This is a genomic window from Lysinibacillus canaveralius, from assembly GCF_047301505.1.
GTDB lineage: Bacteria > Bacillota > Bacilli > Bacillales_A > Planococcaceae > Lysinibacillus_B.
Genome location: NZ_CP154840.1, coordinates 3,595,390 through 3,609,932, shown reverse-complemented (window position 1 = coordinate 3,609,932; position 14,543 = coordinate 3,595,390). Strand labels below are relative to the sequence as shown.

General features: G+C 30.6%; 10 protein-coding genes. All 10 read left to right on the top strand.

Annotated elements, in window-relative coordinates; all coding sequences use genetic code 11:
• Nucleotides 1–667 precede the first annotated feature (667 nt).
• The 10 genes from AA0Y26_RS18210 (at nucleotide 668) to AA0Y26_RS18165 (ending at nucleotide 14,536) form a co-directional block, all read left to right on the top strand.
• On the top strand, nucleotides 668–1,942 hold the full coding sequence (locus AA0Y26_RS18210; RefSeq protein ID WP_413363449.1) for a replication-relaxation family protein: 1,275 nt from the start codon (nucleotides 668–670) through the stop codon (nucleotides 1,940–1,942).
• A 625-nt stretch (nucleotides 1,943–2,567) separates the two neighbouring features.
• Nucleotides 2,568–5,696 (top strand): AAA domain-containing protein, encoded by a 3,129-nt coding sequence (locus AA0Y26_RS18205; RefSeq protein WP_413363448.1) that lies wholly within the window; start codon nucleotides 2,568–2,570, stop codon nucleotides 5,694–5,696.
• Nucleotides 5,696–7,432, top strand: a complete 1,737-nt coding sequence (locus AA0Y26_RS18200) for a hypothetical protein (protein ID WP_413363447.1) — start codon at nucleotides 5,696–5,698, stop codon at nucleotides 7,430–7,432. Before AA0Y26_RS18205 ends, AA0Y26_RS18200 begins: the two co-directional genes overlap by 1 nt.
• 517 nt (nucleotides 7,433–7,949) lie before the next feature.
• Nucleotides 7,950–8,603 (top strand): recombinase family protein, encoded by a 654-nt coding sequence (locus AA0Y26_RS18195; RefSeq protein WP_413363446.1) that lies wholly within the window; start codon nucleotides 7,950–7,952, stop codon nucleotides 8,601–8,603.
• 274 nt (nucleotides 8,604–8,877) lie between these two features.
• Nucleotides 8,878–9,978, top strand: coding sequence for a GTP pyrophosphokinase family protein (locus tag AA0Y26_RS18190; protein ID WP_413363445.1), 1,101 nt, complete (start codon nucleotides 8,878–8,880; stop codon nucleotides 9,976–9,978).
• A 751-nt stretch (nucleotides 9,979–10,729) separates the two neighbouring features.
• Nucleotides 10,730–11,173, top strand: coding sequence for a hypothetical protein (locus AA0Y26_RS18185; RefSeq protein WP_413363444.1), 444 nt, complete (start codon nucleotides 10,730–10,732; stop codon nucleotides 11,171–11,173).
• Nucleotides 11,174–11,792: 619 nt separating this feature from the next.
• Nucleotides 11,793–12,164, top strand: coding sequence for a helix-turn-helix domain-containing protein (locus AA0Y26_RS18180; RefSeq protein WP_413363443.1), 372 nt, complete (start codon nucleotides 11,793–11,795; stop codon nucleotides 12,162–12,164).
• Between the two features lie 6 nt (nucleotides 12,165–12,170).
• Nucleotides 12,171–12,980, top strand: a complete 810-nt coding sequence (locus AA0Y26_RS18175) for an ImmA/IrrE family metallo-endopeptidase (RefSeq protein ID WP_413363442.1) — start codon at nucleotides 12,171–12,173, stop codon at nucleotides 12,978–12,980.
• On the top strand, nucleotides 12,967–13,824 hold the full coding sequence (locus tag AA0Y26_RS18170; protein ID WP_413363441.1) for a hypothetical protein: 858 nt from the start codon (nucleotides 12,967–12,969) through the stop codon (nucleotides 13,822–13,824). The genes AA0Y26_RS18175 and AA0Y26_RS18170 overlap by 14 nt, the downstream gene beginning before the upstream one ends.
• 535 nt (nucleotides 13,825–14,359) lie before the next feature.
• Nucleotides 14,360–14,536, top strand: coding sequence for a hypothetical protein (locus AA0Y26_RS18165; protein WP_413363440.1), 177 nt, complete (start codon nucleotides 14,360–14,362; stop codon nucleotides 14,534–14,536).
• Nucleotides 14,537–14,543 lie beyond the last annotated feature (7 nt).

The window sequence follows — 14,543 nt, the reverse complement described above, 5'->3', positions numbered from 1 at the left end:
GATATTAGGGGTTTTAGGAGAAGGTTATAGATAAAGATACGTATTTATCAGCCCTAAATCCCCTAAGACCTTATCAAGATAGTGTTGATACTGCTAAATTTAAGGGAAGTAGCAATCCTGAAAAATCCTAAATACCCTAGATATAATAAAAATTTACAATATTATTTTGATTTGTTATACTAATTGCAGAGATACTAATCTCTAACTTCTTTGTTTTAATGTGGGTCATTCACCAATTTACAGAGTGATCACACGGTTTTCTTAACTTTCTGGTCTTTGGGCCAATATTTGACGCTACCAGTCTGTCTATTTGTAGCAACGATTTAATTTAATACTTGCATCTTCAAGCAAGCCGGTTGTCTTTAACAACTGGGCTTGCTTTTTTGTATGAAACTGCAGCAGCTTGAAATGAGCCTTTAGCTGAGAATTTAAAAGAGAAAATAGAATAGAATTTTCTTGAGGTTTTTTGTGAGATTAGTAAAGAGATAATTTGCAATTGGAAGAGATTTATTAAGTTAAAAATACCCGATAAAGTAGCCATTTAAGCGAGAGATAATAAAAGAGATTCATTCTCTTCTATTTTCTCATCCTTAATCCTTGATATGACGTCGGTTGAGAGGTTTTTTTAGATACCACTACTATATAACCCCAACAGGAATTTGAAAGGATGGAAAAACGCTTGGATACGCTTAATTACAGTTTAACGCCACTCCGTGTACAAGTAATAGAAACTTTGTATGTGATAAGAGGGGGGAATGCAAGGCTGATTGCACAGTTTATTCATCAGAAATTGAACTGCGACAAGAAGGAAGAAAAGCAGATTATGAATGTGTTACATCGCTTAAAGGAAAACGGTGTAATCACGTCCAGAAAATTAGAAGGGAAATATGCTGGATCAATGTTTTATCTTTCAGCATCGGGTTTTGAGTTGGCTAAACGTCTATTAGATATTAAGCCAAATCAACGAGGATCGATGTGGATGAAATACAAATATCCTTATAATCAAAAAGCAAGGGCTTTAATGCGTGATTATAGTTACGAGGCTTATAAACCTCCTTTTCAACAATATGCACACCACCAGCTTATTATAAAGTCGATTGTCAGTGCGTATGAAAAAGGAGTAAACCAGGCAACGCCATTTCGGCTAACTTTAGATGCTGTGAAAAAATACACCTATAGAGACGATCAAAAAGGGCTAGCAGATGGTGAGTTAAAGCCGGATGCAGAATTAGCAATAGGAAATGAAATCTATGCCTTGGAGATTGACCGTTCCACGGAGTATTATGCTCAGCTCGTAAACAAGTTCAAAAATTACAAACGATATTTAGATTATGCAGCAACTAACGAACAAGTATATCCAGTGACTAAAATTATCTTTGTCATTGATGATACGGAGCGTTCGTACGGGATGGCTAGACGTTGGGATACGATTTTTAAGGCGTATTTAGATGGCATGGGGATAACGGATTCTTATAAAAGTTGGCCTGATATTGACCTTATTTTAACGACCGTAGGCGGGTTGGCAGACGTAATTAATACAGAGTCATTACGTGGCCTGGTGGATAAGAACCTTGTTATAGAAAATTATGCACCATTCATACATGATAAAGTAGCTACGAAATCTATCATCGCTAAATACAGAGCTTTAGATCGGTATACAACAGCATTTTCTACAGCCGATAAAGATGAAATAATCTTACTAAGTGTGAATGCTTACTATAACAGTACATTCTATCGGTACCTGGCATATCAGGTTGCTGAAAAATATTATGGTTTACAGGATATCGATTTTTACTCAAGTAAAGTAACCATCCAGCAGGTCCTGCATTCTCATGGTGTAAGAGACAGCTGGGAAATAGACTGGCGTAAGTCAAAAGCTAATATTAACTTAAAGAAGCAGCTTGAAATGGCCTTGTCTAAAGTGAAATATATAAAAATGTAACGAGAGGTTAAAAATAGTGTCACCATTAATTGGTGGCGCTATTCTTTTGTCTGTAAATTCATAAAGATTATTATGGACACAGGTTCAATACTTTCTGTTATCCATTTTCGATATTAAAAAATATATAAAATCTATTAAAAAGATACACTATGATTCGGGGTGTTATTAATCTGCATACGAAAAATGTTGAGATTTTGGAATGAAAAACGAATCGGAAGATGTATGACGTAAAAGATACGGAGGTAGCTCACACTGTAAGCATGGGTGGTCAGTGAATTTGACGAGTTTAAAAAAGTGCTAGGTACCCTTTTTTTGAATTAATAAAGAATGCAAAAGCATTTTTACAGAAAGTAAGATTCAGGCAGCATGGATGTGGGCAATTGGGATATAAAATGAAATACAGGGTTTATTAGGGTATTTGATAATAAGTGGGACCTAAAGCCAGTGATTTTCCCAGCTCGATCATCATGGTGCAACATATTTTCGCTTATGATTGAGTGCTATAAAAGTCTAATTTAAAGTATGAGATAAAAATAAAAGTATTACTTACATAAATGGTAAAATAATATTTTATTTGTTAATATATTATTGGAAGTTAATCCTTATTCAAACGAGGTGGTATTTAATGAATTATGTGATTGATAATAAATATATTTTAATCGAGGAAATTGCTAGAGGAAAAGATAGTATTATATTTGATGCAAAGCATAGAAAGACAAAAGAATTTTTAAGTATTAAAATATTGCAATTTAATTTAGACGATAGAGAACATGAATATCTTTCAGAAATATACAAAAGAGATGCGGAGGCATTATCTAGATTAAATCATCCAAACATCATCAAATATATAAATTCAGGAATAGACGAAAATAAATTTTATATAGTAATGGAAAATTTTTTGGGTGATAATTTGGAGAATTATCAAAAAGAAAATACTTTAAAAATCGAAGAAAAAATAGACATTATAGAACAAATATTAAATGGCATGAGTGAAGCGCATAATAAAAACATTATACATAGAGATATCAAACCATCAAATATTCTAGTTTCAGATGAGGGAAGAGTTAAGATAATCGACTTTGGTATAAGTAAGATTTTAGATCTCTATAGTTTTAATACAGGTTATACATTAAAAGACCGTATGACTAAAGAATATGCTTCGCCAGAACAAATATTAGGTAAGGAATTAAATTTTCAAACAGACATTTATTCAGTAGGATTAGTCTTACTGAAGTTATTAACAAACCAAACTCCTGCAGTTGATAAAGAAGGGGTTTATTTTAGCATAGACAACTTATTTGTAGATAATGAATTAAAAATTATATTAAAAAAAGCATTAGCTATTGATGTAAATTCGAGATATAAAACCTGCTATAGCTTTTTAGAAGATTTACAGGCTTATAAAGAAACGTTTTCCGTGGTAGATGGGGTATTAAATGTTTTTGCACCTAAATACTTATCGAAGAAATTATATGAAAAGGGGATAATTTTCAACAACAATGAAAGAGAATTTTTAAGTTTTTTAAACTCTGCACTAGCAGCTCCAACTATTTATAAGTCGAAAAATAGTTATTATTTAATTGGTGAAGAAGTTAAACTCGTTTTGAAACCTAATCATTATGATGGATATTTTGAGATTAAAGAAATTGATTCATTAATAGATTATTCTACGAATGAATACGAGCGTAACAAGGGCATAGAGATTAATACAGGAATAAATGTTGCTACTAAGAAACTGGTATCTCAAAATCGGAACAATTTCAATGTTTTAATAAAGGCTATAGATAAAAAATATGAGCAACATAAGTCTAAAGAAATATCGGCAGAAGAATCAAATAAATTAATTGAGGAATGGGAAAATGTCCTAGATATCTTAAATGATTTTAATTATAAAAGGCAAAATATAGGTAACTATGAAGAGTTTGAAATTGATAATAATAAAAATCAAATAAAAGTAAAGTTAGGATTAAATTCCGATATTGGATTAATAGAAGAAAATGACTATATAAATTTGCAAATGAAGAATAAAGGGAAAATTACTGTTGGGAAATTTAAATATATTAAAGATAATGTTTTGTTTACATCAATTGTTCCACATCTAGAATTTGAGAAAATCAGTCCAATTGGAAACCTTTCAATTGATATGACTCAAGCATTAGCTATGAATAAAAGATTAAGGAACGCACTTAGAGCTTTAAGGAATGGTCAAACTGCAAATAGAGAATTATTTAATTATTTAATAGACCCTTCAACTTTAACAATTAATAATTCAATTACAGATTTAGAGTTTGTAAATAAGAGTATTGATTCAGAAAACAAAATAGCGGTTAAAAGAGCATTAGATACCAATGATGTATTTCTAATTCAAGGGCCTCCTGGCACAGGGAAATCAACAGTCATTACTGAGATTATTAACCAAATATTTTTAGAAAAAGATAACGCTAAGGTATTAGTTACCTCCCCTTCTCATGTGGCAGTAGATCACCTATTAAAAAATATAATTAAGACTCAAGAGAATAGAAAAATCATAAGAATTGGTAATAGTGAAAAAATAGCTGTTGAATCGGAAAATTTACTAGTTAATGAACAATTAAGGATATGGGTTCATGAGGTTAAAGAATCGTCTTTAAAAAATACACGGAATAAATTTCATTTTAACGCAGAACTTAATATGGATGAAAGAAAAGTCTTAAAAAACTTCAGCACTAATAGTAAAGATGCTTTTGATAAAGATAATGTTGATCCTAAACTTAAGCAAACATTAGAGATTATTAAGTCATGGCATTCAAGATTAGAATTAATGGATGAATTTGATGATATATTTGCTCAAGAAGCATCAATTGTAGCTTCGACATGTGTAGGAATAGCGTCTAGACATACTTTAAGAAGCATTGTTTATGATTGGGTTATAATTGATGAAGCTGCACGTGCAACTGCACCTGAAATGATTTTACCAATGTTATTAGGATATAAAATAATACTTGTAGGTGATCATCATCAATTACCACCAATTATAAACCTAATTCAAGAAAAAGAATTGGGTATAAATGTGAAAAAACTTGAAAAAAGTTTGTTTGAAGACATTTTTAATAAGTCTTCTGAAGAAGCAAGATATACTTTAAGTTCACAATTCCGAATGCATCCTGTAATCTCATCAATGATAAAAAATGTATTTTATCCTACTCATAAAATTGAAACTAGAGTTGAGAAAGAAGAGAGAATGCATGGATTAGATGAAAAAGAAATTATTATTTGGAAAGATACTAATAATCTCAAGGGACGTAAAGAGGAAAAGTTCGGTGAATCTTATAGAAATATTGAAGAAGCTAAAATTATCAATAGAGAACTAGAGATAATTAATAAAGAATATAAAAAGAAGGGGATAAAGAGATCTGTTGGTGTGATTTCTGGATATAATGCTCAAAAGCAACTGTTAATCTCGACAATATCACCTAGAGATCCTAAATGGAGTAACCTTGAAATCCAAATTGATAATATTGATGCTTTCCAGGGATCTGAAACAGATATCGTGTTTTATAGTTTGGTTAGATCAAATTTGGACTATAAAATAGGCTTCTTGAGTGATCAAAGAAGATTAAATGTTGCATTATCTCGAGCCAAAACGAGATTATATATTGTTGGTGACAGTAGGGCCGTTGTTAAAGCACATAATAATAAAGGTGATTATTTTAGAAAAGTAATTCACTACATAAACCAACATCCAGAGACCTGCTTGTTTCAGGAGGTATATTAATGAGTAAATCACTAGTTTATAATGCTGTTAAGAGAGAATTCCCATATTATAGAGTAATAAATATTTTTGAAATAGGTATGCCTATTTTTAAAAAAAGCGCTAAGTGCTTAGCTACTATTGAAAAGGGATTACCTATTGTACAAGAATATACTTTAAGATTGTCAAACTTAAACTATAGTACAGTAGAAATTTCAGAAATGTTAGCTTTAGATAAAGATTTAGTTCAATCTGCATACTATACGCTTATACAATTAGATTTAATTGATTTTAAAACAAGAAAAATTACTGAAAAGGGAAGAGAAGCACTTAATAAGAGTAAGTATTCAAATTTAGAAATTACTGAAGTAAGTTTACCTATTAATTCGTATACAGGTACTATTCATAAAAGTGGTAGTTTTATTAAAGCTAAAAATACTAACAAAATGAACTTATTTACTATAAAGCCTCTCTTATCTAAAAATGATCAAAATTTAGTAGATTATACTAAAGTTCGTGCTATTTTCAAATCATTAAAAAAGGAAGAAGATTCTGAATTCGATGGGAATTTAGTGGAGATTTCGAAAGTCGTTAATAAAGCAGATGAATTTTATAAACTATACATTGTTATACTTGAATCACCAGATAAAGAAATTCGATTATTAGCTTATGATTTGGATTACCATTTGGAAGCATTAGAACTTAAATTAAAGCAAGGTGATTTACAAGGAATTAAATATTTTATTACAGATTCAAAGTTTCTAGAAGAAATATATTCTCTCGATTTTTTACATGGTGTAGAAATTTCAGAGGTTGATTTTTGGGATATACTTGATGTAAGCATTTTAGAATCGGATTATAATCAATTGGAATTTATACTGCCTATTAATGATTATTTTATTCCCAATGATGGGTGGATAGATGCCCTAAGTAAACTATTAAAATCAAAGACAAGTGTTATTATAACCTTTACAGGTAACTATTCTAATACTTATCAAAAAGAACAAGTAAATAAAATAATTAACTTGAAAAGTTCTACAGAATTTTTAAATGTGAATCATTCTATATCGCTTCAACTTCCAACCTTATGTATTAATAAAAGTGAGGGCTTTATAGTTAAACCATCTTGTTATAATTTAGATTTAGTTACAAATAGCAAATGTATGGAAACAAAGGTTTATAAAATTACTGAATTTAAGGAAGCCGAAGTTACTGAAGGAGTATTTGCTAAGGAAGAATTATTAAATAAACAAAGTCTTAAAAAAGCTATAAAAGAGCTAGTAATGTTGATTAAAGATTTAGATTTGTTAATGAATGATTATTATGGAATGGGCTGGCTAATAAACAATCGTTGTAATAATGAACACATATTCGAAAAGATGGGGCTAGCACATAATTTGAACAATTTTACTACATTTACTGCACAGTTATACGGTTGTATTGGAGAAATTATTAAAGAACTTGGAGATAAGGAAAATAGAAGAGGTTATTTCTTTAATGATTTTAAAGAACGAGTTCCACATGCACAAAATGCGATGAATAGACTTCGGGTATATAGGAATTCTGTGCAACATAGCCATTTGGATGACAATCAAATTCAGATATATCTAGATTTTATTAAACAAGATTTAAATGGTACCTTCCCTGAATTTTTAGATAACGGGTACCTAATTTTACAATCAATTATTATTAAGGAGTTGATTAAAAGTGTTAAAGAAGAAATTAGTATAATAAAAGTTGAGTTGCAAGAAATGTATTGATTTTAAATAGAAAAAGCAGTTTAAATCTAATGGGATTTAATCTGCTTTTTAGTATTAATTTATCTCCAACCATAGACAGCAACATCTTTTAATGGGTATCCTTAGTCTGAGCTAGAATTTGCGTGCCAATCATATGCTTGTTTTGCTCAGACACTCATAGAATGATCTACATGGCCAGAATTTACATTGTATATAATATCAACTCTTCCTTCTTTTCAAACTGTTGTTAGGTAAATTAAATCATAGCAGCAAAAACAAAGAAATTATTTAATTCTATTTTATAATTTGTAAAGGTATACCTTTATAAACTGAGCTAAATAATTGAATAAACGTCTGTAAATATTACGTTTTAATATTTACAGGCGTTTTTTTATTTGGTTAGACCTTTACAGAAAGAATGAACATCACAGAGTTTATAAAATTGTAATAAATTGACATATAGATATTTTTAGTATAAAATATAGGAACATAAGTTCTTTTTCGGTAAATGTAAAATATTTATAGAGGGTGATTAACTATGAGTGAAGTAATGGGATATGTCAGAGTATCAGATAGAGATCAAAATCCGGACAGACAATATAAGAAGATGTTAGAGCTCAATATTCCAGAAAGATTTATTTTTATTGATAAAGCGAGTGGTAAAGATTTTAATCGCCCACAATATATAACAATGAAAAATATGCTCCGTGCTGGAGACCTCATATACATAGATGCTTTAGATCGACTTGGCAGAAATTATGATGAAATAATAAAGGAATGGAAATACATCACACGTAATATTAAAGCTGATATTATATTAATCGAAAATGCTACTTTATTTGATAGTCGTAAGTTTAAAGGAATGAATGATATCGGCAAGTTGATGGAGGATCAATTCCTATCTTTATTAGCCTACGTTGCTGAACAAGAAAGAAATAAGATACTGCAGCGTCAAAAAGAGGGTATTGCAGCTGCAAAAGCCAAGGGAAAACACCTAGGGCGCCCACAGTTCAATCTAGATAATCTAAGCCCTACACAGCTGCAAAATTTAAGTGCTAATTATGGGATATGGAAGAGTAAAAAAATAACGGGCGTTGAGTTTGCGAAGATTTTGCAGTTGAAAAAAAGTACTTTTTACAAGATTATTAATCAGTATGAGTTGAAAAGAGATATCAGTCTAATGCATTTTTGAGAAACTAATAAAACCCCTGTACTGATATGCAGAAATTTTTATTATCTCACAAACAGGCCATTTAATTGAACAACATATTTGGGGAAACGTGTTTAAGTTAAGGGAGTGTGTGAAGCAATGTACTTAAACTAACAGCGTGGGTTAGATGAATAATCAAACAGCAACCATATCAATGATTAGTACTATAATAAAATCCTCTTAAATTTATATAAATCTTTCCGATGCATTTCCGTTTTAAGGTATAATTAAGATAATTCTTTTGTATTTTTTACTTATGGATTTAAAACTATTAACGGCTAGTGGAGAGATGAAAATGGAAATAAGGGAATGGGAAAAAAAGTACAGAGAGCAAAGGTTTAAGTACGAATCTTTAACAAATAGATTAAGGACCTTACTTGAGGAATTATTAAAAACTAAAGGAATAAAAGTAACTATTGAAAGTCGTACTAAAGAAATAGATAGTTTTTTAGGTAAGGTTAATAGACCTAATAAATCCTATGAAAATCCATTGGATGAAATTACAGATTTATCTGGAATAAGATTAATTGTTAATTCTGTTAATGATGTTGACGAAGTTGCTAAGATTATTACTGATCAATTTATTATTGATAAAGATAAATCTATTAATAAATCCGATTTATTAAGCCCAGATCAGTTTGGCTATCTTTCACAGCATTATATTGTTAAGTTAAACGATGCGAGAACTTGTTTACCTGAATGGGCGGATTTAAAAGATTTTTGGGCGGAAATTCAAGTGCGGACAGTTTTACAGCATGCATGGGCAGTTATTTCACACTCTCTTGATTATAAGAATCAGATCGATGTGCCTACTGTTTTAAGAAGGCGATTATTTCGACTCAGTGCCATGTTTGAACTTGCGGATGAAGAACTAAACAGTTTAATTCTTAAAACAGAGGATCTATCGATTGAGTATAAGCACCAAATTTCAAGTGATGGAATAACTGAATTAAACCTAGATTCACTTAAAGTATATTTAGAAGAATCCAGAGTGGTTAATGAGTGGGCTAATTTTATAGAATCTTTAAATGTAAAGATTGGTCCGATCGGGATGATCTCACGTGATGTTGAAATGTGTATTAAAGTTGGAATTAATACAATAAATGAGCTTAATGAATTATTAGAGAAGTCATTCGGCTGGGGAGAAGAATATCTTAAGGATTTTTATGAACACACTTTTGGAAAAATTGTTCCCAAGGGTTGTTCGACAGACCGAAATGGAATAATAACATTATTGTTAATTGCGAATTTTCCAGAAGTTTTTACAGATGAGGTATTGGATAGTGAGTTAGGATTTGGTAATCCAAAAAGCGCAACGATTCCTGCAATGAAATTTAATCCGAAGTACCAGGGATAAATAATATTCAAGAGTATTATGTTTCGAATAAAGGGTGCTTTAGTTCAACAACAAGTCGAATTTAATTCGGCTTTTTTTTATTTCTATAATGCGTTACCACTTTTGAGTTATAGAACAGTCTATATTCGGTAATCTGGCGCTTTAGTAAAAAGAGAAAGGGTTCTACATATCAGATATGACTAATATGTAGAACGCTTTAATTTTTCTATCTTTTTTAAAATTAGGTTTTGATAACTTGAGCGAGTAGGTCTTTTATTCATTTTATTTATTTACATATAACTGAAATATATTCATACTTAAATTGTTGTAATAGATATAAAACTTTAGATAGGGGTATTGCATATGAAGGAATTCATCGTAACAAGATAAGGAATTTTAGATACATATAATGATTCTTTATCGGGATATAAAGAGTTACCTGGCGTAGTGGATATGGAAGTATTTCTTCAGGAATGGGACAAAGATTTAATAAGTGGTTATAGTATTTTACATGAAGAGTTTAAAGTTCATATATATAAAAGCTATCTCCATGTTGCGAACAATCAATATAAAGAAATACATAATACTAATGACATTACTGTTTTGACGAATGGATAGGTCAAAAATATGAAGTACTCAAACCAATGGGGGACGCATGGGAGTTTACCAAAGAAAATATTAAACCGAAGTCATTCCTTGTTTAAATAAAGGTTATTTTAGTGAATAAAAAAGTACTGTTTTTGTTGTCGCTATAAAGTAGGAGTGAAAATCTATGATGGAGCCTGTTGAGAAAGGCAAAGAATTATTGGAAAAATATGCGTTTGATAATCCAGAAATACTAAAAAAGAAGCATTCTTATAAAAAAGATTATTATCTTCCGTTGAATCTAGGTAGTCGAAAAATAATTATTCATTATAATCATCTTAAGTTTTATAATCTTGAGAAATGTTATGACCGTTTCAGATTACTAGAGAATCAAGAACTTCGTGTTACAGATAAAAGACATCTCTATCGAATAAAGGGAAAAGAGGATATTATGCGATTAAATCAATATCCGCTTCATGCACTTGGTTTAGAGGGTTTTTCTTATTTACTTAAGAATTGCGAAGGTGGTACTGGTTACTTTAATCTTCAATTAAAAAGCACAGAAGTCTTTTATAACTATCTTTATAAGTTATATATGCACAACAAAGATTTATTTAATAAAGACTGTTAGGTAAGAAGCAGCTTTGATTTGCAAATGCTGATTTATTTGGTTTATCGCTTATTCTCTTTACATTCTTCAAATAAAAAACCAATCCGTTGGACTTCTTATTGAGCTAAATCTGGCTTTAGTTTAATAACGATATTCAGCAATTGGGCCAGATTGTTGAGGAAAGTAAAAACGTATTTTTATACTCAATTGAGATTGTGAAGGATTACACTTAAACTAACGGGTCAGTTTAGTAAAATAAGGAGTTGAAACTTTATCCAAAAATTAATGTCTAAATATTAAAGTAGGAGCGGTTTGGAGATACATTTTCCAGCTCATTTTTTATGTGTATTTTTAGGTCAACCTCTACTTTTAACATAGCTATTAAAGATTAAAGTTTACTCAAACTCAAATAATTATAAAATAAACTTAACTATCGCACATGCTTACAAGAGGTAATTTCAAGCGAATAAATAAAACATAACAATTCTAACTTAAGCTTTTTAAATTAAACTGAATAATTACTTGTCAAAAAGGGTACAATATTTTTACAAGTTGTAAAATTTATTTTTACATTAGTGTGTGATATTAGTGTATAATGTAAGCAGAGCAACCCTTAAATTTATATACGGAGGTGTTTTAAATGAAATTATTCAACAATCAACAAACAATCGGAAAAAATTTATTAGCTTTTCTTCGTCTAAAAGGTTACACAAAATCTTCGTTTGCTAAAATGGCGGAAATTTCTAGGCCTACTTTGAATCAAATTTTCGAAGGAAATAGCCCTAATCCTAACACATATAAAGAACAAATGAAAAAAATAACGGATGCATTAAATGTTCCTATAGAGTTTTTCCTAGAAACCGCGTTTGACACAGCAGAAAAATGGCAAATGCCAACAACTCAGTACTCAGATCATGCTTTTTCATCACCTGAAAGAAGCAAAGAAGCACAAAGCTTATTAAACGATTTAGATGAATTGCTGACAGTCGCAGCTCTTTATATAAAGGAGTAATAAAAATTGAGAATAACTGGTGAGAATTTAGATAAAACCGTAGAAGCAAATAAAAGCATTAGTAGAGAAATAACTAGTCACATACAATCAATTGATCCTCTCTTATCTAAATACCGTAAAATGTCTCCAGAGAAGAGAGCTATACAAATTCTGGAGGATCATTATTTAATACAAATTCCTATTCCGGATGTTGATTGGGGAGGAGCTATTAAAGAACTGCCTAATGGATTCAAGGTCCCTGTTATCAATACAGCCCAGCCACGTTTATATCAATACTTTATCTATTGGCATGAAATTTACCATCTAACTGAAACGGATTCTCTGTCAGCTTCTCACGACATATCTACAGAGTTCGACTTGACAGAAAGAAAAGCAGATTATTTTGCTAGTCAAATGTTGATGGGGCAGGAATTATATACTTTTTATTTCGATATTGATGAAATAGAGACAAATTTTATTCATCGAATTGCACGGTGCATGGATGCTTTTAAAGCTCCTTATAAAGCAGTTCTAATACAGTTGTATGAACTGGCTATTAAGTATAGGAATACGGAGCTTCAGGATGAGATAAAGAAAAACTTCGACAAATCATTAACAAGACAAGAATGGATAACCATCTTTAAGCATCTATCTTTAGATGAAACTTTGGTTGAGCCATCTCTTATTGTAGATTTAGGAAAGTTAAAAAATCTAGTTGATGAGAAAAGTAAGGAATCCCCAGACGATCGAGCATATTCCGAAACAAAGATATTCGTAGACGAACTAGAAGAGAAGTTTCTTGTTGTGAAAGGAAAAATAGAAAGTGGGGCAATATGAGGAATTAAACGAGGGGATTCAAAGGGGGAATAACCTTCGTATTCTAATTATCGACAATAATAACTTAGAGTTTTGCATTCAAAATAAAACATTTTTTCCAGCAAATACGATATTCGATAACTATGACATAATTCTGACTCCAGAATGGGTACATAGTGAAATAGCTCACAGTGATAGTCGGCTTCAGTACTTAGCTAGCATTCCAAAACCATCTTACATTCTATCTGAAGAAGAAGACTATACTAGATTGGTAGATTATCAAGATTATCGTTTGATGAGACTATTTGATTACGCTACTTCCTCCATTACAAAAGCAAGAAAAAAGATAGGCGAATTTAAAAGTTACTACGCTAGGGAGCAAGATCTTCCTGAAAATTGGATTGCTGATTTTTGCGACAATGCTTTTGAAATCAATGAAACAACTGGACCAGGTGGAGAAACAATTGAACTTAGAAAAAATGCGGGAGAAACATCTATTCTAGTTTTAGCGTACTTATTGGTCCATCACTATTCTTCAAAGATAGGTAGAATTACCATTTTTTCAAGTGATAAGGGAAGCTTAACTATCAAAGAAAGTATCATGGACAATTTGGGGAAAATGGAGTTAACAAACAATGTTAAAATCCCTATAACTTTCAAAACGACAGATATATTAATTGCAGAGGCTTGTAAGGATGGAAGGATTCAATCCAGTGACATTTTGTCAATACGCTCTAATCCAAGGACTGTTATATATACTGAGCTATTAGATGACAGAACCTCTCATAGATATAAAGGAGTTTTGGATACAAATGAGTTTATAAAACTTGTAGATTCGATAGACAAATATCATATTGAATTTTAATTATGAAAAGAGAGTGGCTACTAGCTGCTTTCTTTTTTTAGGATATGTTAAAGGAAAAGGTTAGTTTGTAGTAAAATAATAAAGTAACACCTACCTATGTCTGATTAAATTATCTTCATCTTAGTTGGATATTTATGTTGAAATATGAATGAGTTTGAGAAGATGTACACTTAAACTAACGGGGGCTTTAGTTTAACAAGACATAGTAATTTATCTCTTCAACAATCGGGCGCGATTATGGATCCACACTATTATAAAATGATTAACTTTTTTTAAAATGGAGTTCTCACACTAGCTGTTAAGCAAACATTGAAGGGCATTTTTTAGTTAAGCTTTATTCCTACCTCACATCTAGCGCTAACTTTTTATAAAACAAATATGCAGATTCATTTTTTATTATATAATAAAGTTAATAATATAAAATATTCAAATGGGAACACCCCGTATTGAATGTGACTAACCATTTCGCTAAGTAGCTAAAATGTTTTTTGTCATGTTTGATTCGGGGTGTCTCTTTTTAGGAGAGGATATGCATATGAAAGATATTTCGGAAAAAGCTGTAGAGGTTATTGAAATAAATGTGTTAATTATTCATAGATCTTTAGCTGATTTAAGATACGTTAATACTCATTTAAATTTAGATATCTTAAATGAAATTAACTCGATGAATGCTTTATTATCAAAGTTAAAAAATAAATTAGATGTGAATTAAATATAAG